This is a genomic window from Roseovarius sp. THAF9 (assembly GCF_009363715.1).
GTDB lineage: Bacteria > Pseudomonadota > Alphaproteobacteria > Rhodobacterales > Rhodobacteraceae > Roseovarius.
Genome location: NZ_CP045404.1, coordinates 1,580,753 through 1,598,744 on the forward strand (window position 1 = coordinate 1,580,753; position 17,992 = coordinate 1,598,744).

Sequence of the window (17,992 nt, forward strand, 5' to 3'; positions counted from 1 at the left end):
GGCCAATAACATCTGTGCAGGAGGAGCGTTCCTCACGATCAGCTGCGCCGGCGGTTTCGTGCCGGTTGGGCCGGAGCGTGCGGGCCGGGCCGGGGAAAAGGGGCGCTGCCCCCGCGCCGAAACAGGGTTTCGACGCTCCCCCGGGATATTTTAGGCCAGAGGAAGAGGTGGGTCAGCCCTCGTGTCCGCGTTTTTCGAACCGGGGCAACATCGCGCTGAAATCCCGGCCATTGCCATCTTCATCCTCGACGAAGCGGCGATAGAGGTCGCGGGCGGCCTCGCCGATAGGCGTATCCGCGTCGGCCGTTTCGGCGGCCTGCATGGCCAGCGTCAGGTCCTTGAGCATCAGTTCGGCGGCGAAGCCGGGCTTGTAGTCGTTGTCGGATGGCGATTGCGGACCGATGCCGGGGGCCGGGCAATAGGTGTTCATCGACCACGACGAGCCGGAGGAGGTCGAGACCACGTCGAACATCGCCTGCCGATCGAGGCCCAGCTTGTCGGCCAGCGCGAAGGCCTCGCAGGTGACGATCATCGTGGCGCCCAAGATCATGTTGTTGCAGATCTTGGCGGCCTGTCCGTTGCCCGAGGGGCCGCAATGCACGGCTTTCTGGCCCATGATGTCGAATAGCGGCTTGGCGGTGGCAAAGGCGCTTTCGTCGCCGCCCACCATGAAGGTCAGCGTGCCGCCCTGCGCTCCGCCAATGCCGCCCGAGACCGGCGCATCGAGCGCGCCTAGGCCCGCTGCGTTGGCCTGGTCGGCCACGGCGCGGGCGCTGTCCACGTCGACGGTGGAGCAATCGAGCAGGACAGCTCCTTTCTTCATGGCAGGAATGACCTGATCGGCGACGGCGCGCAGGATCTGGCCATTGGGCAGCATGGTGATGACCACGTCCGCGTCGGTTGCAGCGTCGGTGGCGGAGGTGGCGACAGACGCGCCTTCGGCAGTTGTGTCCGCGGTGTCAAAGCCCGCCACGTCATGCCCGGCGGCGGCGAGGTTCGCGGCCATCGGCGCGCCCATGTTGCCCAGCCCGATAAATCCGATCTTCATGTCTGTCCCCCCTGTTTCAGGCGTTGAATGTCATCTTGTGCTCGCCCAAAGGCAAGAGCATCTGCGTGGCCGCCATCGAGGGCGGTTTTTCCAGGTCATGCTGCCAGTTGGGTCTGCGGTCCTTGTCGATTACGGCGGCGCGGATGCCTTCCAGAAAGTCGCCTTGTTCCATGGCGCGGAAAGTGAAGCGGTACTCCAATTCCAGCGCGCGGCGGATATCGGCTTCGGGCCCGCGCAAGCGGTGCAGGATTTCCACGGCGCAGGCCATGGAGAGGGGCGAGTTGCGGGACATGGCCTTGAGCGCGTCGGCGGCGAACGCGCTGTCGGACGCCTTGAGCGCATTGACGATCGATTGCAGGTCTTCTCCGGCGAAATGCGCGTCGATATCCGCCTGAAGCTCGCGCATCACGCCTTGCGGGGGCGTCTCGCCTTTGATGTGGCTGTCGTCGCCGGTCTCCTCGAGCTTGGCGATGAGGGCGGGCCACGCGTCCTGTGGGATGAAGGTGTCGGCAAACCCCGCATAAATCGCGTCGGCCGGTCCCATGCGGGAGGTGGTCAGGCCAAGATATTCACCAAGCCGGCCGGGCGCGTTTGCCAGGATCAGCGAGCCGCCCACGTCTGGCACGAGGCCGATGCCGCATTCCGGCATGGCGATCTGACTGCTGTCGCAGACGATGCGGTGCGACCCGTGGCAGGAAATGCCGACGCCGCCGCCCATGGTGAAGCCCTGCATGAAGGCGATATAGGGTTTGGGGTATTCGGCAATCTTGGCGTTCAGGCGGTATTCGTCGCGCCAGAAGGTCCGGCCATAGCCGAAATCGCCCGCGCGTCCGGTGTCGTAAAGCTGCTGGATGTCGCCGCCGGCGCAGAAGGCCTTGTCGCCCTCGGCGTCGATGATGACCAGCGCGACGTCGTCATCGGTGGCCCAATCGTCCAGCGCCGCCTCGATGGCGAGGCACATGTGATAGGACATGGCATTGAGCGCCTTGGGGCGGGTGAGGGTGATGCGGCCCGCGCGGCCTGTTTTACGGATCGAGATGTCAGGCATGCGTTGCACTCCACTCCGCTAGGTCACATTCAGCTTCTTTCCGAAACGCATTCGATGGATTGGCATTGCCCAAGACATTTGCGAAGCCTGCGAGATACCCCACGCGAAGGTCGCTGATGATACGCAGCGAAATGGGGGCAGTCGCCACGAGGAAGATACCATAGGTGGCCATGAGAAACGCAAGGCTCTGACCTAAGGTAAAGACCGTGGTGAGCGCAGGCAGGCAAAGCCCCAAGATAAGAACCGGCAGACAAAACCAGACCAGGCCCAAGGTCCCAAGGGGGAAACAGAACAGCAGATGTGTCGATTGGATCGCGCTTGCGGTCCACGCCCGGTGGCGCAGGAAAACACCATAGAGACGTGAGGCCCTTAAAGAGGAGTACCAATTACCGATCATGCGTCTGCCAGCATCTGCCGCGCCACGATCAGGCGCATGATCTCGTTGGTGCCTTCAAGAATCTCGTGCACGCGCAGGTCTCGGACCAGCTTCTCGATGCCGTAGTCCGCGAGATAGCCGTAGCCACCATGCAGTTGCAGGCATTGGTTGACGATGTTCGACCCTGCCTCCGTCACGAATTTCTTGGCCATGGCGCAGTATTTGGTGGCATCTGGCGCCTTGGTGTCCAGCTTCCACGCTGCCTGGCGCAGGAAGACGCGGGCGGCCTGCAACTCGATCTCCATGTCGGCGAGGCGGAATTGCAGGGCCTGGAACTGGTCTATGCTTTGCCCGAAGGCTTTGCGCTCGCGCATGTAGGTCTTGGTCATGTCGAGCGCCTGTTGCGCAGCCCCCAGTGAGCAGGCGGAAATGTTGAGGCGCCCGCCGTCGAGGCCCGCCATGGCATAGCTGAAGCCTCTGCCTTCTTCGCCGACAAGGTTCTCGGCGGGAATGCTGCAGTCGTCGAACTGGACCTGCGCCGTGGGTTGGCTGCGCCAGCCCATCTTGTCTTCCAGCCCACCAAAAGAGAGGCCCGGCGTGCCGTTCTCGACCAGCACGGTTGAGATGCCCTTTGGGCCGTCCTCGCCGGTGCGGACCATGCAGACGTAAGCATCAGAGTAGCCGCCGCCCGAGATAAAGGCCTTGGTGCCGTTGAGCGTGTAGCCGTCGTTGGTGCGCGCGGCGCGGGTTTTCAGCGCGGCGGCATCCGAGCCGGAGCCGGGTTCGGTCAGGCAGTAGGAGAGCACCGTCTTCATCGGGATCACGTCGGGCAGGACGCGGGCCTTGAAGGCGTCGCTGGCGAAATTTTCGATCATCCGGGCGCACATGTTGTGGATCGACAGGAAGGCCGCAACGGAAGGGCAGGCCATGCTGAGCGCCTCGAAGACCAGCGTCGCGTCGAGGCGGGAAAGGCCAGCGCCGCCGGCCTCTTCGCTGACGTAGAGGCCGCCAAAGCCCAACTCGCCCACCTGGGGCCAAAGCTCTTTCGGGATGGTGCCCTGCGCTTCCCAGTCGCGGGCATGGGGTGCGATGGCGTCCTGTCCAAAGGCGTGGGCCATGTCGAAAATGGCGGTCTGTTCCTCGCTGAGCGCGAAATCCATCGCGGGGTCCTCCTCGTCTTACCCGGGTGAGTAATTGAACGTGTGTTTAATTAACCTGTTCGGGGCGGCGTCGCAAGCCGGGATGATGGCCCGCACTCAGCTTGAAGAACCAGCGCCAGCGATACAAGAGCGGAGGGCCCAAGGACGTGCCGCGCAGTCCGTACCGTGAAAAAGAAAAAGGCGCCGCACCGAGTGTGCCGCGCCTTCGTGTCATAGCAAGCGTTTTTTGCCCGATCAGAGCACCAGCACCTTCGTGCCGACCGCTGTCTTGGCGAACAGCTCGGCAATATGCTCGTTGTAAAGACCGATGCAGCCCGAGGACGACCGGCGCCCGATCTTGCGCGTATCATGCGTGCCGTGGATCAGGTAAGCGGGCCAGGCAAGGTACATTGCGTGCGTGCCCAAAGGGTTTCCAGGTCCGGCATCCATAAAATCGGGCAGGCTGGGGTCGCGTTTCTTCATGCTCTCGGTCGGCGTCCAGGTGGGCCCGACCTTCTTGCGCACGATCTCGGTATAGCCGCGGCGGGTCAGTTCGTCGGTCATCGGCACCGAGGACGGGTAGAGCGAGTAAACGCCATCCGAGCTCCAGTGGTGCACGGCGCGGCTGTTGATGTCGCAGACGATGCGGCCCGCGCCGAGGCTGTCGAAATAGTCGTTCCAGTCGCGAGTGGTAAAAGACGACGCGTTGCGCTTGACCGACGACGACAACGGAGAATTGTCCTGTGCCAGCAGCAGCGACGGGGTGGCGAGTGTGGCGGCGGCGCCCAGAAGCGTGGCGCGGCGTGTGAAGCGTGTCTTTGACATTGGATTGCTCCGTGTACGTGTATTTTCGCTCTATTTAACCGGATCGACAGAAAGTTTAAGGGAAAACCCGCGCGATTTTGCCGCCTCACGCAGGTTTGAAGGGTCGGGCCGGCGATTACGCGCCGATCCGCGCAGTCGGGTCACAGGTCGGCGTGAAATTCTTCGACAAGGTGGCTGACAACGGCGCGAAGGGCGGCATCCTGTTCGGCGCCACGGTCCTTTGCCGTGTCGAAGGCGCGGCGCTGGCGAGTCGAGGAGGTGCCGCTGCGCATCACCTCGCGCATGGTCTCGACCTCCGTGATACAGGCGAAATAGCGGGCGTCTTCCTCGATCAGTTCCAGCAGTTCCTCGGCCAGTTCCGCCACGGGCACGATCGCGCCGCGGCCGAAATCTATCAGCCCTTCGCGCGTGCCGTAGCGTTGTGCCCGCCAGCGGTTTTCATCGACAAGGAAGCGATCGTAGATGCGCCAGCGCTGGTTGCGCGTGGCTAGTCGCCACAGCATCCGCGTGATGCATTGCGTCAGCGCGGCCAGCATCAGCGTGTGTTCCAGCCGGGGTTGCACGTCGCAGATCCGCGACTCGATGGTGGGAAACTTGGAGGACGGGCGCAGGTCCCACCAGATCTTGCTGGCATCCTCGATCACCCCCAGATCGGTCAGCGACCCGACCGAGCGTTCGAATTCGGCGAAACTTTCCATGCGCGGGGGCAGGCCGGTGCGCGGCAGGTTGTCAAAAACCGTCAGGCGGTAGCTGTCCAGCCCGGTGTCATGTCCCTGCCAGAAGGGCGACGAGGTGCTGAGCGCCAGCATGTGCGGCAGGAAATAGGTCAGCTGGTTCATCAGGTCGACGCGGCGGTCTGGGTCCTCGATGCCGACATGGACGTGCATCCCGCAGATCAGCATCCGTTGCACGACGCCCGCGAGGTCGTTGCTCAGCGTGTTGTAGCGGTCCTTGTCGGTGTGCGGCTGGTTGCGCCAGTCGGAAAACGGGTGGCAGGAGGCGGCGATAGGCACCAGATTGTGCGTGGCGGCGTGTTTCGACACGGTACTGCGCAGGCGCTTGAGATCCTCGCGCGCCTCGGAGACGTCGCGGCAGACCTTGGTGCCGATCTCGATCTGGCATTTCAGGAATTCAGGCGCGACCTGATCCTGCAATTCCTCGGCGCAGGCATCCATCATCTCGGACGGCGCCTCTGCCAGGTCGAGGCTGTCACGGTCCACCAGCAGGTATTCTTCCTCGATGCCGATGGTGAAATCGGGGCCGTCTGGGGTCATGGCTGCCCTCCCTGTGGGAGAATACCAGCAGGAATCGGGCCGGTTTGGCAAGCTTTTGCTGCCCGCCGGTGCGTTGTCGCGCCCTGTCAGGCGTTCATCGCCGCCTTGGCCGCGGCAACCAATGCTCTCAGCCTGGCCCCGGCGTCGCCCGCAGGGGCCAGTGCCGCGCTTTGACCGTAGAGGGAAAACTGGTGCGCCGGGCCGTCAGACTCCAACAGCGGGCGGCTGTAATGGTACATCAGCGGGAAGGGCGCGGCGTCCACCTGCGCCATCGCGTCGATCCATTTCGTGCGGTGCGCCCGCGCCGGGCGGCCCGAGCCCGCCCGCGTGACCCGCGTGCTTTCATCGGTGCCCCTGTCCACCGCCTCTGGGTGATAGGGCTTTCTGGTGGCCTCGTCGGCGGTGATGAAGGCGGTGCCGATCTGCACGCCCGACGCGCCGAGGGCAAAGGCGGCGGCAATGCCGCGCCCGTCGGCGATGCCGCCCGCGGCGATCACGGGCAGGTCCACCGCGTCCACGACCTGTGGCAAGAGCGAGAACAGCCCCACCTGCGCGTCGTTTTCAAGTTCCAGGAACAGGCCCCGGTGGCCGCCGGATTCCCAGCCTTGCGCGATGATCGCATCCACGCCGCGGTCGGCCAGCCACTTGGCCTCGGCCACGGTGGTGGCCGAACACAGGATCTTGCAGCCCTTGTTCTTCAGCGCCGACACGGCCTCGTCCTCTGGCAGACCGAAGTGAAAGCTGACCACCGCCGGGGTCCGCGCCAGCAGGCATTCCAGTTGCGCGGCACCGAAGGGCTGGAACGATGGGGCCGGCATGCCTTCCGGCAGGGTCGCCCCGGTCGCCTCGTAATGCGGGCGCATCGCTTCGATCAGTGCAGCGTGATGTTCCTCGGTGATCTCTTCAGGTTCGTGGCAAAAGAAATTGAGGTTCACCGACCGGTTCGTGGCTCCCGCCAGCGCCTCCATATCCTCGGTCAGCTTTTCCGGTGACAGCGTCGCACAGCCGTGCGAGCCCAGACCGCCCGCGTTCGACACCGCCGCCACCATGGCCGGGGTCGTGGTACCCGCCATCGGGGCCTGGATGATGGGATGGTCGATCCCCAGAAGCTCGCAAAGCCGCGTGTCGGGCCACATCGGTATATCCTCCCAAGACGAAACCGGGCCGCAACGGTGTCCCGCGCGGCCCGGTCAGTATTCTTATGGCACGGCGCTCAGTCCATGGCCTTGAAGTTGAACTCGCCGCCTTCCTTGATGCCTGACGGCCAGCGGGCCGTCACGGTCTTGGTGCGGGTGTAGAACTTGAAGGCATCGGGGCCGTGCTGATTGAGGTCGCCGAAGGCCGATTTCTTCCAGCCGCCGAAGGTGTGATAGGCTAGCGGCACCGGGATCGGGACGTTCACGCCCACCATGCCGATGTTGATCCGGTTGGCGAAGTCGCGCGCGGCGTCACCGTCACGGGTGAAGATCGCCGTGCCGTTGCCCATCTCGTGATCCATGGCAAGGCCCAGCGCCTCGTCGTAGGAGCCGGCGCGCACGGTCGACAGGACCGGGCCGAAAATTTCCTGCCGATAGATGTCCATGTCCGGCGTCACCTTGTCGAACAGGTGCGGCCCGACAAAGAACCCGTCCTCGTAGCCTTGCAGCTTGAAGTCACGCCCGTCGACGACCAGCTCCGCGCCTTGCTCAATGCCGCTCTCTACAAGGCCGAGGATCTTTTCCTTGGCAGCGGCGGTCACGACAGGGCCGTAGTCCACGTCATCGCCCGCCGTGTAGGGGCCGACCTTCAGCTTCTCGATGCGCGGCACAAGCTTTTCGATCAGGCGGTCGGCGGTCTCATCGCCCACCGGCACGGCCACGGAAATCGCCATGCAGCGTTCACCGGCGGCGCCATAGCCCGCGCCGATAAGCGCATCGGCGGCCTGGTCCATGTCGGCGTCGGGCATGACAATCATGTGGTTCTTGGCGCCGCCGAAGCATTGCACGCGCTTGCCGTTGGAGCAGCCGCGGCCATAGATATACTCGGCGATCGGCGTCGAGCCGACGAAGCCGATGGATTGCACGGTGTCGTTGTCGATCATCGCGTCGACGGCTTCCTTGTCGCCGTTGACCACTTGCAAGAGGCCCTTGGGCAGGCCGGCCTCTTCCAGCAATTCAGCCAGCATGATTGGCACCGACGGGCCCCGCTCGGACGGCTTGAGGATGAAGGCGTTGCCGCAGGCCAACGCCGGTGCGAACATCCACATCGGGATCATGGCCGGGAAGTTGAACGGCGTGATGCCGCCCGTCACGCCCAGAGGCTGGCGCATCGAATACATGTCGATGCCGGGGCCCGCTGAATCAGTGAACTCGCCTTTCAGCAGTTGCGGCGCGCCGATGCAGTACTCCACCACTTCGAGGCCGCGCTGCACGTCGCCCTTGGCGTCGGGAAAGGTCTTGCCGTGTTCCGCGCTCAGCGCCTCGGCCAGCTTGTCCATGTCGCGGTTGAGCAGGCGGACGAATTCCATCATCACCCGCGCGCGTTTCTGTGGGTTGGTGGCGCCCCATGCGGGCTGCGCCTTGGCTGCGATCTCGACGGCCTGGTCGAACTCCTCCTTGCTGGCCAGCGGGCAGCGCGCCTGCACTTCGCCGGTGGCCGGGTTGTAGACGTCGGAAAAACGGCCCGACTGGCCGGGCACGCGCGCGCCGTCGATATAATGCGTCAGGTCTTTCATAACGGTCCTCCTCGGGTTTGGGCGCAGGTTAGCGTTGCGTTTTTGGCGGGAAAAGAGGCAATGTTTCAAAAAGGCTTTGCAGGAATGCAAAGCGGCGTGCCGGATCAGAGGGCAGGGACATGGTATCGAACTGGGACGATCTGCGGGTTTTTCTGGCTGTGGCGCGCACCGAAAGCCTGTCCGCCGCGGGGCGGGCGCTGAAACTCGACCCCGCCACTGTCGGCCGCCGCATCGCGCGGCTGGAGGCCGACACCGGCGCGCCGCTTTTCGCCAAGTCGCCCACGGGCTATGCGCTGACGGATGCGGGCCAACGCCTGATGGGGCATGTGGGGCGCGCCGAGATGGCGATGCAGGATGCCGACGAGGAAATGGCCGGGCAGGCGGGGGGGCTCTCGGGGCAGATCCGCATCGGTGCGCCGGATGGTTGCGCCAACTTCATCCTGCCGCAGGTCTGCGCCCAGATGGCCAAGGACAATCCCGATCTCGACCTTCAGATCGTGGCGTTGCCGCGGGTCTTCAACCTCAGCCGGCGCGAGGCGGATATGGTCATCGCGGTCAGTCCGCCCTCGGCGGGACGTCTGAGCGTGCAGAGGATCACCGATTACAAGCTGCACCTTGCCGCGGTGCGCTGGTACCTGCGCAAATCGCCGGACATCACGTCGATTGCCGACCTCGCGGCGCATCGCATGGTGGGCTACATCCCTGACATGATCTTTGACAAGGAACTTGATTATCTCGGCGAAACCGGGGCGGAGCGGGTTGCGCTGGCCTCGAACTCGGTCTCGGTGCAGGCCCATTGCATCCAGCAAGGCGGCGGCATCGGCATCGTGCATGACTTCGCGCTGCCGTTCTTTCGCCGCCTCGACAAGGTCCTGCCGGACGAAATCAGTCTGACCCGCAGCTTCTACCTGGTGCGGCATCAGGACGACCGGCGGCTGGACCGCATGAACCGGTTCGCGACCGCGCTTTGCGATGGCATCCGCGCCGAGGTGGCCCGGCTGGAGGCCGGCGCTTGACAGAAATACGGTTCTGGAGGACGCTGAACGTTCGATTGAATGCCAAAGAACGAGGGCCCGGATGATCGTCCAACAGATTTTGAAAGCAAAAGACAGTGACAAGTTGATCACCGTGACACCCGATACGCAGGTATCCGAAGCGGCGGCGATGCTGGCCAAGCACCGGATCGGCGGTTTGATCGTGTCGGCCGATGGCGCCTCGCCCGATGGCATCCTGTCGGAGCGGGACATCGTGCGCGGTCTCGCCACGTCGGGCTCGGGCTGCCTGAATGACAAGGTGGCCGACCTGATGACGCCGAAACCCGTCTGCTGCACCAAGCAGGACAGCGCGGACACCGTGCTGGTCCGCATGACCGACGGACGCTTCCGCCATATGCCCGTGGTCGATGAGGAACAAAAACTGGTGGGCATGGTCACCATCGGCGACGTGGTCAAAGCCCGCCTGCAGGAGTTGTCGATGGAAAAGGCGGCGCTCGAAAACATGGTGATGGGCCACTGACCCTGACCGGCATGGATTGAGTGTTTGCGAAACGCTGAAAGCACGGGCGCGCCCCTTGGGTTTCATCGTTCTAGAAGTACTCAAAATGGCGCAGTCGCTTGCATTCCTCCAACGTTTGTAGTTGCTTGCAGGACGGCACGACACGAAGGAAGCCCCCATGCGCATCGGACTTTACCCCGGCACTTTCGATCCGATCACATTGGGTCATACCGACATCATCGCGCGCGCGGCGACGCTGGTGGACCGGCTGGTCATCGGCGTGGCAATCAACCGCGACAAGGGCCCGCTTTTTACGCTCGAAGAACGCGTGGCGATGGTCGAGGCCGAATGCGTCGGCATCAGCGCGGCAACCGGCACCGAGATCGTGGCGCATCCGTTCGAGAACCTGCTGATCGACTGCGCCCGCGACGTGGGCGCCAGCGTAATCATTCGCGGTCTGCGCGCCGTGGCGGATTTCGAATACGAATTTCAGATGGTGGGCATGAACCGCGCCATGGACGACCGGATCGAGACGGTCTTTCTGATGGCCGATGCCCGTCGGCAGGCCATTGCAAGCAAGCTGGTCAAGGAAATCGCCCGGCTTGGGGGGGACGTCACCCGTTTCGTCACGCCCGCCGTCAAGGAAGCGCTGGAAGACCGGTTCAAGGGCTGACCAGCGCGGCCTAGCGCCAGAAGGCCAGCCACTCGATCAGGTCGACCGTCTTGCGCGCAAGGAAGAACGACGCGGCCATTTCGTTGTAGAGATAATCCCAGCCAAGCCCCGCGATGATTAGCAGGGCAAGGAAAACCGCGATCTTGTTTGTCATGTGATTACTATGGCCTGCCCGTTGTCGCACGTCTGCTTGCCTGCCGGGTATGCCGTAAGACACACGAAAGGCGCAAGGAAATCACGAGGCCGCGCGCGTCTCCGGCGGCACCAGTGGCATATCGATCAGGTCGCCCACCAAGAGGCCCGGCAAGGCGCTGCGCCCGGGCACATCGGCCTTGCGGTAGACAGCGTTCAGCTGGGATTTCACGGTGCCTTCGGCGGCACCGCGCAGCTTTGCTGTTTCGGTCACCGAAAAGCCCTTGATCGCGAACATTGCCACGTCCCGTTCCGCCGGGGTGAGGGCCCATTCGTCGAAATGCGCCTCGATGATTTCCGCCATGGCGCCTGCTGCGATCGAAACTTGAGATTCCAGATGTGCCTGACGGCGCAAGAGCCGCAGCAGGTAGCGCGTCTCGAACACGATGGCCGACACCAGCGCCAGCGCGGCCAGCGCCTCGATAACGATATGCAGGTTGGTCAGCGCCCGCAGGCCCCAGGGGGCAAGATCGACCACCACGTCCCACAGGAAGAACGCGGCGCAGAGGCTCTGCACCGCGATCAGCGCGATGAGCGCCCCGGGTTTGTCCTGTCTGCGCGGGCTAATCGCTCCAGTTTAACGTTATCGGGCACGGTCTTGCACCCTGTAATCATCGCGCGGGGCAGGTTGACGCCGGTGCGCAGGCTTTCCAGGACCACGGCCGCGACATGGGCCAGCACCGAAAGCTCGGCCCAGAGCACGAACGCCTCGTGCGCCTCTTCGACCCATTCGGCGCCCCAGAAGGCGTTGGTGGTCATCAGGTATCCCGTAACGCCAATGGCCAGCATCGACATCAGAAGGTTGCCGATCATTAACGCGCCGAGGGGCGAATGGCCCAGATGCGTGTGGCGGCGGCGCAGGGCCATGTCGGTGATCTGCCGTGTCACCGCGCCGGGGCCGGGAATGAAACTGGCGAACCGGGCGTGGCGCGGGCCGATGAGGCCCCACAGGATGCGCAGGCCCACCAGCGCCATGACGCCATAGCCGACCCATTCATGCAGCTTCGCGTCGTCGTCGATCAGAAAGGCGTTGGCGATGAACCCGGCGGCCAACGTCCAGTGAAAGACCCGGATCGCCGGGTCCCATACCTTGTATCGTGTCATGGTATCTCTCCCGTCTGGGGAGGGATCGGCGCGGGGACCGGCCCCTGTCATCGGTCAGTCGTCACGCTCGGACTTGACGATGTTGAGGTCGGAATCGAGGTAGATCTCGTAGCGCTCGCCGTCTTTCATCGCGTAGGCCTCGTACATGCCGTCTTCCATCTCGACCTTGCGGACCTCGTAGCCTTCCGCGGTCAGCTGCGTCTTGATCTGGTCGGCCTTTGCCATGTCCAGCTTGCCGTCGTCGTCCGAGGCAGAGGCGATGCCGCCGGCAAAGATGACGAGGGCGAGTGCTATGATACGTGTCATGTCTGTAGCTCCTTGTTCGTTGGCTCAGGGCAGGGGCGTGATGCCGCCTGCCGACCACAGATGCACATCGCGGCGAGCCGGCGCTATCAACCGAAAGGGGCATTCATCGGGGTCTATAACCAATGTTTATGGCGAAAAGCCGCCGGTAAACGCGAAAGCCCCCGCCGCGATGTGCGACGGGGGCCCTCAAAACGCTTTGGTATCGGATTAGCTCAGCCGTGCCATCGCCACGGCCACATCGGCCATGCGGCACGAAAAGCCCCACTCGTTGTCGTACCACGCCAGCACACGCACCAGCCGCCCGCCGGTCACGCGGGTCTGGTCGGGTGCGAAGATTGAGCTTTCCTCGGTGTGGTTGAAATCGACCGATACTTTGGGCTCGGGATCGTAGCCCAGCACGCCCTTCATCGGGCCTGCCGCCGCCTCGGCCATGATGGCGTTCACGTCGTCCGCGGTCACGTCCTTGTTGGCGAGGAACGTCAGGTCCACCGCCGACACGTTCGGCGTTGGGACGCGGATGGCCGAGCCGTCGAGCTTGCCCTTGAGGTCGGGCAGCACCTCGCCCAATGCCTTGGCGGCGCCGGTGGAGGTGGGGATCATCGACATGGCCGCGGCGCGGGCGCGGTAAAGGTCCTTGTGGCGGCGGTCGAGCGTCGGCTGGTCGCCGGTATAGGCATGGATCGTGGTCATGATGCCGCTCTCGATGCCGATTGCCTCGTGCAGGACCTTGGCCACCGGGGCAAGGCAGTTGGTGGTGCAGGAGCCGTTCGAGATCATGCGTTCGCCGGCCTGCAATTCGCCGTCGTTGACGCCATAGACCACCGTGCGGTCCACGTTCTTTCCGGGCGCTGACAGCAGAACTTTGCTCGCGCCGCGCTCCAGGTGTTTCTTGGCCTTCTCGCCGTCGTTGAAATTGCCCGTGCATTCCAGCACCACGTCGACACCGGACCAGTCCAACTCGTCCATCTCGTAGGTCGAGAACATTTCCATCGGCCCACGGCCCAGATCCATCGTGCCGTCGCCCAGCGTGATGTCGCCCGGGAACCGGCCATGCACGCTGTCGTATTTCATCAGGTGGGCCGCGGTTTCCAGCGGGCCGGTGGCGTTGACCTTGGCGACCTTGATGTCGTTGCGTGTGCTGGCCGCGATATGGGCCAGGGTGCAGCGGCCAATCCGGCCGAATCCGTTGATGCCGACGGTGACGGTCATTTCACTCTCCTATCCGGGTGTTGGAGGGCATATAAACCCAAGGGCCAGCCGCTGAAACCCTTAAATCGCAGGGGTTTGGCGTGTTAGCGATAACCGTTTGCGCAAACCACGCGCATCGGGGCATGATTGCGCCAACCAAAGCACACCAATGGTAACGAGGGGCAGAGGATGAGTGGATTACTGGCGTTGCTGGACGACGTGGCGAGCCTAGTCAAGGTGGCGGCAGCCTCGATCGACGACGTGGCGGGGCAGGCGGCCAAGGCGGGGGCGAAGGCGGCGGGCGCCGCGATCGACGATGCCGCGGTCACGCCGAAATACCTGACCGGGTTCGCGCCCGCCCGTGAGTTGCCGATTGTGTGGAAAATCGCGCGGGGGTCGCTGTTCAACAAGCTAGTCTTCCTGTTGCCGGCGGGGCTGGCGATGTCGAACTTTGCGCCGTGGCTGATCCCGCCCTTGCTTATGCTGGGGGGCGCGTATTTATGCTTCGAGGGGGCAGAGAAGGTGGCCCATGCGCTCGGAGTAGGCAAACATCACGGCGGGCCGGACGGCAGCCACCAGACCAAGGACCCCGCGCACCTGGAAGAACAAAGAGTTGAGGGGGCGATCAAGACGGATTTCATCCTGTCGGCCGAGATCATGACCATCGCGCTGTCGAACATCCCGGCCAGCAATTTCTGGATGGAAGCCGCGACGCTTGCCATGGTCGCGGTGGGGATCACCGTGGCGGTCTATGGCGCGGTGGCGCTGATCGTGAAGGCGGACGATGCGGGGCTGTTCATGGCGCAAAACGGCAACCTTGGCGTGACGCGCGGCCTGGGCCGGGGGATCGTCAAGGGGATGCCCCATTTTCTGAAACTTCTGATGATCGTCGGCACCGCGGCGATGCTGTGGGTGGGTGGCGCGATCATCCTGCACAGCCTGTCCGAAATGGGCTGGTCCATGCCCTATGAAACGATCCACCATTGGGCCGAGGATGCCGCTCATGCGGTCGACCGGTTCCAAGGCTTCGTCGCCTGGGCGGTGCAGGCTGCGGCGGACGGGGTTTTCGGACTGGTTTTGGGGACGCTGCTTATACCATTGGGAACCAAGGTCGTGGCGCCGGTGTGGGCGTCGGTATTCGGAAAAGGCGCGGCTCATTGAGCCGCGCCTGAAGCCTTGGGGTCGTGGCAAAGCGGAGGTCCCGGATCAAGTCCGGGACGGGTGGGATCAGCCTTAGCTGTCGTTGCCGTTTGTCGTGATCCGCACCAGGCGTCCGTCGGCATAATCGGTGATTGCCAGGATCGATCCGTCGCTATCCACGTCCACGTCACGCACGCGGCCCAGATCCATAGCCATGCGCTCTTCCGCGGCGACTTTGCCATCGCCGTCCATTTCCAGCCGGACAATGCCGCCGGGTTTCAGCGACCCGATCAGGAAATCGCCGTCCCAGTCGCTGAACATGCCACCGTCATAGGTGGTCATGTCGCCCGGCGCGATCACCGGGTCCCAGAAATAGACCGGCTGTTCCATGCCGTCGCGCTGTGCCTCGCCCGACCCGATGGGCGACCCGCCATAGGTCTCACCGTACGAAATGACCGGCCAGCCGTAGTTCTTGCCCGGTTCGGGGCGGTTCAGCTCGTCACCGCCCTTGGGGCCGTGCTCGACCTCCCAAAGCACACCGTCGCGCATGGTAGCGCCCTGGATATTGCGGTGACCGTAGGACCAGATGCTGTCGATGGCGTTGTCGTCGCCGACGAAGGGATTGTCGTCTGGCACCTCGCCATCGAGCGTCATCCGGATGATGACGCCGTAGGTGTTGGACGTATCCTGAGCATACTCGCGGTACTTCATCGACGAATGTTCGCCGGTGGTGATGAACACGTGCCCCGCGTTATCGAACACGATCCGCGAGCCGAAATGCTTTGCCACCGTCGCACCCGGCTCCTGTACGAAGATCTCCGTCAGGTCGGTGACCTCGGTCATATCCTCGCTCAGCGTGCCATAGGCGGCGGCAGTTGCCATCAGGTCGTCCCCGACCGGTTTGGCATAGCTGATATAGATGCGGCGGGTCTCGGCGAAGTCGGGGGACAGCACGACATCGAGCAAGCCGCCCTGACCGCGCGCGGCCACCTCGGGCATGCCGGCAATCGGTCCGGACAGGGTTCCATCCTCCGCCACGTGGCGCAGGCGGCCCGGGCGTTCGGTCACAAGGTAGCCGCCATCCTCGGGCAACAGAGCGACCCCCCAGGGATGTTCCAGCCCGGTCGCGATATCGGTGACTTCAAGGGCCACGTCGCTGGTTTCCAGCGGGGCGCGCAGCTGGCCCTCGAAGGCCGGCTCAAGATCGGTATTGCGCGGCGCACGCTCGAAATTCTGCCCATAAGCGGGCAGGGCGATGAGCAGGGCGGTTCCGGTCAGGATCGGGCGGAAGGTCATATGGGGTTTCTCCTTTGATGCGTCGAAGCAGAAACCCGGTATCGCGCGCGCGGTTCCCGCGCGCGCGATCACAGATGCGTCAGAGCAGCGACTTGGCTTTCGCGGCCACGGCCTCGGCGGTGATGCCGAACTGCTCGTAAAGGACCTCGGCCGGGGCCGAGGCGCCGAAGCCGTGCATCCCGACAAAGCCCGATTTCTCGCGCTTGCCGCGCTCGCCGTAAAGCCAGCGGTCCCAGCCGAAGCGGATGGCGGCCTCGACCGCCACGCGGACGGGGCCGGCAGGCAGGACCTTGCGACGGTAGGACTCGTCCTGTTCCTCGAAAAGCTCCCAGCAGGGCATCGAGACGACGCGCGTGCCGATGCCTTCGGCCTGCAACAGGTCGCGCGCGGTCATGGCAATCGCCACTTCCGAGCCGGTCGCCATCAACAGCGCCTGCCGCTTGCCCTCGGCATCGGCCAGCACGTAGGCGCCCTGGGCGGTCAGGTTCTTCTGCTTGTGCTCATTGCGCAGCGTCGGCACGCCCTGGCGGGTCAGCGACAGGACCGAAGGCGTGGATTTCGAGGTCAGCGCCAGCTCCCACGCCTCGGCCGTCTCCACCGTGTCGCAGGGGCGGAAGACGTTGGTGTTCGGCGTCGCGCGGCTGATCGCCAGGTGCTCGATCGGCTGATGGGTGGGACCGTCCTCGCCCAGGCCGATGCTGTCATGGGTCATCACGAAAACGCTGGGCACCTTCATCAGCGCGGCCAGCCGCATCGCCGGACGGGCGTAGTCGGTAAAGCACATGAAGGTGCCGCCGTAGGGCCTGATGCCGCCATGCAAGGCCATGCCGTTCATCGCGGCGGCCATGCCGTGCTCGCGAATGCCGTAATGGATGTAGCGGCCCTTGCGGTTGCCCTCGTCGAATACACTCATGTCGCCCGACTTGGTGTTGTTCGAGCCACTGAGGTCGGCCGATCCGCCGATGGTTTCCTGCATGACCGGGTTCACGACCTCCAGCACCATCTCGCTCGACTTGCGGGTGGCGACCTTGGGGCATTCCTCGGAAATCTGCTTTTTCAGCGCCCGGATGCGCGAGGCCAGAGATTTCGGCACCTCCCCGTCCATGACGCGGGTGAACTCGGCCTGGCGGCGGTCGCTCAGCTCGCCCATGCGGGTTTTCCATTCGGCATGCGCCTCGGCGCCGCGTTTGCCGATAGCTTCCCAAGCTTTCTTGATGTCGGTGGGAACCTCGAACGGGCCGGTGGTCCAGCCATAGGCCTCTTTCGCCGCTGCCATCTGGTCGGCGTCGGTCAGCGCGCCGTGACCTTTCGAGGTATCCTGCGCGGCGTGGCCCAACGCGATATGCGTCTTGCAGGCGATCATCGTGGGGCGGCGGCCGGTCTTGGCCTTGGTCAGCGCCGCGTCGATCTCTTCGGGGTCGTGGCCGTCGATCTCGATCACCTGCCAGCCTTCGGCGCGGAAGCGCTTCACCTGGTCGGTGCGGCTGGCCAGATCGACCTTGCCGTCGATGGTGATGTTGTTGTTGTCCCACAGCACGATCAGCTTGCCCAAGCCCAGCCGCCCGGCAAGGCCGATCGCCTCGTGGCTGACGCCCTCCATCAGGCAGCCGTCGCCGGCGATGACATAGGTGTGGTGATCCACGACCTTCTTGCCGAAGCGCGCACGCAGCGCCTCTTCGGCAATGGCGAAACCGACAGCGTTCGAGATGCCCTGACCCAGCGGGCCGGTGGTGGTCTCGATCCCGTCATGCAGGAAGTTTTCCGGGTGGCCCGCCGTGATCGCGCCCCACTGGCGGAAGTTCTTGATCTGGTCGAGCGTCATGCCCTCGTAGCCCGTCAGGTAGAGCAGGGAGTAAAGCAGCATCGAGCCGTGGCCGGCCGACAGGATGAACCTGTCGCGGTCGGGCCAGTTGGGGGCGCTCGCGTCGAATTTCAGGTGCTTTTCATAAAGCACCGTGGCCACGTCGGCCATGCCCATCGGCATGCCGGAATGGCCCGAATTGGCAGCATGCACCGCGTCGAGCGTCAGCGCGCGAATGGCGGCGGCCTTGTTCCAGTGATCGGGATGAGCAGAGCGCAGGGCAGCGATATCCACGGGGCAGCGTCCTTTTGGAAATGGCGTTCGGGGCCGTGCATACCAGCCCCGAAGCAAAGATCAAGCGCCCCCGCGCCGCCT

19 protein-coding genes are annotated in these 17,992 nt (G+C 64.2%); 4 read left to right on the forward strand and 15 right to left on the reverse strand.

Translation table 11 applies throughout. The features are described from left to right. Window positions 1-172: 172 nt before the first annotated feature. From mmsB to FIU86_RS07875, 8 genes are all read right to left on the reverse strand, one after another. Window positions 173-1,048 (reverse strand): 3-hydroxyisobutyrate dehydrogenase, encoded by an 876-nt coding sequence (mmsB, locus tag FIU86_RS07840; protein ID WP_152474567.1) that lies wholly within the window; start codon window positions 1,046-1,048, stop codon window positions 173-175. A gap of 16 nt (window positions 1,049-1,064) precedes the next feature. Continuing rightward, window positions 1,065-2,096, reverse strand: coding sequence for an enoyl-CoA hydratase/isomerase family protein (locus FIU86_RS07845; RefSeq protein ID WP_152474568.1), 1,032 nt, complete (start codon window positions 2,094-2,096; stop codon window positions 1,065-1,067). Next, window positions 2,089-2,493 carry a hypothetical protein gene (locus tag FIU86_RS07850; protein ID WP_152474569.1) on the reverse strand — a complete coding sequence of 135 codons (405 nt, stop codon included), beginning with the start codon at window positions 2,491-2,493 and terminating at the stop codon, window positions 2,089-2,091. Before FIU86_RS07850 ends, FIU86_RS07845 begins: the two co-directional genes overlap by 8 nt. Then, on the reverse strand, window positions 2,490-3,632 hold the full coding sequence (locus FIU86_RS07855; protein WP_152474570.1) for an acyl-CoA dehydrogenase family protein: 1,143 nt from the start codon (window positions 3,630-3,632) through the stop codon (window positions 2,490-2,492). Before FIU86_RS07855 ends, FIU86_RS07850 begins: the two co-directional genes overlap by 4 nt. A gap of 234 nt (window positions 3,633-3,866) precedes the next feature. Further along, complete coding sequence (locus FIU86_RS07860; RefSeq protein ID WP_152474571.1) at window positions 3,867-4,436, reverse strand: L,D-transpeptidase; 570 nt, start codon at window positions 4,434-4,436, stop codon at window positions 3,867-3,869. A gap of 140 nt (window positions 4,437-4,576) precedes the next feature. Then, window positions 4,577-5,710, reverse strand: a complete 1,134-nt coding sequence (locus FIU86_RS07865; protein ID WP_152474572.1) for a carboxylate-amine ligase — start codon at window positions 5,708-5,710, stop codon at window positions 4,577-4,579. 86 nt (window positions 5,711-5,796) lie between these two features. Then, window positions 5,797-6,846: a nitronate monooxygenase family protein gene (locus FIU86_RS07870; RefSeq protein WP_152474573.1), complete on the reverse strand. Its 1,050-nt coding sequence runs from the start codon at window positions 6,844-6,846 to the stop codon at window positions 5,797-5,799. A gap of 77 nt (window positions 6,847-6,923) precedes the next feature. After that, the gene (locus FIU86_RS07875; protein ID WP_152474574.1) at window positions 6,924-8,423 is read right to left on the reverse strand and encodes a CoA-acylating methylmalonate-semialdehyde dehydrogenase; all 1,500 of its coding nucleotides are present in this window, start codon (window positions 8,421-8,423) and stop codon (window positions 6,924-6,926) included. Window positions 8,424-8,542: 119 nt separating this feature from the next. Between FIU86_RS07875 and FIU86_RS07880 the strand changes: the two genes are divergently transcribed. The 3 genes from FIU86_RS07880 (at window position 8,543) to coaD (ending at window position 10,590) form a co-directional block, all read left to right on the forward strand. Then, complete coding sequence (locus FIU86_RS07880; RefSeq protein WP_152474575.1) at window positions 8,543-9,439, forward strand: LysR family transcriptional regulator; 897 nt, start codon at window positions 8,543-8,545, stop codon at window positions 9,437-9,439. Window positions 9,440-9,500: 61 nt separating this feature from the next. Next, complete coding sequence (locus tag FIU86_RS07885; protein ID WP_152474576.1) at window positions 9,501-9,938, forward strand: CBS domain-containing protein; 438 nt, start codon at window positions 9,501-9,503, stop codon at window positions 9,936-9,938. Window positions 9,939-10,095: 157 nt separating this feature from the next. Then, complete coding sequence (coaD, locus tag FIU86_RS07890) at window positions 10,096-10,590, forward strand: pantetheine-phosphate adenylyltransferase (RefSeq protein WP_152474577.1); 495 nt, start codon at window positions 10,096-10,098, stop codon at window positions 10,588-10,590. Window positions 10,591-10,600: 10 nt separating this feature from the next. Here the strand turns inward: coaD and FIU86_RS07895 are convergent, their stop codons facing one another. From FIU86_RS07895 to gap, 5 genes are all read right to left on the reverse strand, one after another. Continuing rightward, window positions 10,601-10,744: a glyceraldehyde-3-phosphate dehydrogenase gene (locus FIU86_RS07895; RefSeq protein ID WP_152474578.1), complete on the reverse strand. Its 144-nt coding sequence runs from the start codon at window positions 10,742-10,744 to the stop codon at window positions 10,601-10,603. Between the two features lie 81 nt (window positions 10,745-10,825). After that, window positions 10,826-11,299, reverse strand: a complete 474-nt coding sequence (locus FIU86_RS07900) for a helix-turn-helix transcriptional regulator (protein ID WP_254703972.1) — start codon at window positions 11,297-11,299, stop codon at window positions 10,826-10,828. 5 nt (window positions 11,300-11,304) lie between these two features. Next, a complete protein-coding gene (locus FIU86_RS07905; protein WP_152474580.1) occupies window positions 11,305-11,886 on the reverse strand; it encodes a cytochrome b/b6 domain-containing protein in 582 nt (193 codons plus the stop codon). Window positions 11,887-11,940: 54 nt separating this feature from the next. Further along, on the reverse strand, window positions 11,941-12,192 hold the full coding sequence (locus FIU86_RS07910; RefSeq protein ID WP_152474581.1) for a PepSY domain-containing protein: 252 nt from the start codon (window positions 12,190-12,192) through the stop codon (window positions 11,941-11,943). Between the two features lie 207 nt (window positions 12,193-12,399). After that, on the reverse strand, window positions 12,400-13,401 hold the full coding sequence (gene gap / locus FIU86_RS07915) for a type I glyceraldehyde-3-phosphate dehydrogenase (protein WP_152474582.1): 1,002 nt from the start codon (window positions 13,399-13,401) through the stop codon (window positions 12,400-12,402). 168 nt (window positions 13,402-13,569) lie between these two features. Here gap and FIU86_RS07920 point away from each other — a divergent pair, with 168 nt between their 5' ends. Then, window positions 13,570-14,541, forward strand: a complete 972-nt coding sequence (locus FIU86_RS07920) for a DUF808 domain-containing protein (protein ID WP_152474583.1) — start codon at window positions 13,570-13,572, stop codon at window positions 14,539-14,541. A gap of 72 nt (window positions 14,542-14,613) precedes the next feature. Here FIU86_RS07920 and FIU86_RS07925 read toward each other — a convergent pair whose 3' ends face one another. Both FIU86_RS07925 and tkt read right to left on the reverse strand, forming a co-directional pair. Continuing rightward, window positions 14,614-15,816 (reverse strand): PQQ-dependent sugar dehydrogenase, encoded by a 1,203-nt coding sequence (locus FIU86_RS07925; RefSeq protein ID WP_152474584.1) that lies wholly within the window; start codon window positions 15,814-15,816, stop codon window positions 14,614-14,616. A gap of 79 nt (window positions 15,817-15,895) precedes the next feature. Further along, a complete protein-coding gene (gene tkt / locus FIU86_RS07930; RefSeq protein ID WP_152474585.1) occupies window positions 15,896-17,911 on the reverse strand; it encodes a transketolase in 2,016 nt (671 codons plus the stop codon). Between the last annotated feature and the right edge of the window lie 81 nt (window positions 17,912-17,992).

Excerpts from the sequence above, each read along its gene's own strand:
- mmsB (WP_152474567.1), bottom strand. The coding sequence starts at position 1,048 with ATGAAGATCGGATTTATCGGGCTGGGCAACATGGGCGCGCCGATGGCC.
- FIU86_RS07845 (WP_152474568.1), bottom strand. The coding sequence starts at position 2,096 with ATGCCTGACATCTCGATCCGTAAAACAGGCCGCGCGGGCCGCATCACC.
- FIU86_RS07850 (WP_152474569.1), bottom strand. The coding sequence starts at position 2,493 with ATGATCGGTAATTGGTACTCCTCTTTAAGGGCCTCACGTCTCTATGGT.
- FIU86_RS07855 (WP_152474570.1), bottom strand. The coding sequence starts at position 3,632 with ATGGATTTCGCGCTCAGCGAGGAACAGACCGCCATTTTCGACATGGCC.
- FIU86_RS07860 (WP_152474571.1), bottom strand. The coding sequence starts at position 4,436 with ATGTCAAAGACACGCTTCACACGCCGCGCCACGCTTCTGGGCGCCGCC.
- FIU86_RS07865 (WP_152474572.1), bottom strand. The coding sequence starts at position 5,710 with ATGACCCCAGACGGCCCCGATTTCACCATCGGCATCGAGGAAGAATAC.
- FIU86_RS07870 (WP_152474573.1), bottom strand. The coding sequence starts at position 6,846 with ATGTGGCCCGACACGCGGCTTTGCGAGCTTCTGGGGATCGACCATCCC.
- FIU86_RS07875 (WP_152474574.1), bottom strand. The coding sequence starts at position 8,423 with ATGAAAGACCTGACGCATTATATCGACGGCGCGCGCGTGCCCGGCCAG.
- FIU86_RS07880 (WP_152474575.1), top strand. The coding sequence starts at position 8,543 with ATGGTATCGAACTGGGACGATCTGCGGGTTTTTCTGGCTGTGGCGCGC.
- FIU86_RS07885 (WP_152474576.1), top strand. The coding sequence starts at position 9,501 with ATGATCGTCCAACAGATTTTGAAAGCAAAAGACAGTGACAAGTTGATC.
- coaD (WP_152474577.1), top strand. The coding sequence starts at position 10,096 with ATGCGCATCGGACTTTACCCCGGCACTTTCGATCCGATCACATTGGGT.
- FIU86_RS07895 (WP_152474578.1), bottom strand. The coding sequence starts at position 10,744 with ATGACAAACAAGATCGCGGTTTTCCTTGCCCTGCTAATCATCGCGGGG.
- FIU86_RS07905 (WP_152474580.1), bottom strand. The coding sequence starts at position 11,886 with ATGACACGATACAAGGTATGGGACCCGGCGATCCGGGTCTTTCACTGG.
- FIU86_RS07910 (WP_152474581.1), bottom strand. The coding sequence starts at position 12,192 with ATGACACGTATCATAGCACTCGCCCTCGTCATCTTTGCCGGCGGCATC.
- gap (WP_152474582.1), bottom strand. The coding sequence starts at position 13,401 with ATGACCGTCACCGTCGGCATCAACGGATTCGGCCGGATTGGCCGCTGC.
- FIU86_RS07920 (WP_152474583.1), top strand. The coding sequence starts at position 13,570 with ATGAGTGGATTACTGGCGTTGCTGGACGACGTGGCGAGCCTAGTCAAG.
- FIU86_RS07925 (WP_152474584.1), bottom strand. The coding sequence starts at position 15,816 with ATGACCTTCCGCCCGATCCTGACCGGAACCGCCCTGCTCATCGCCCTG.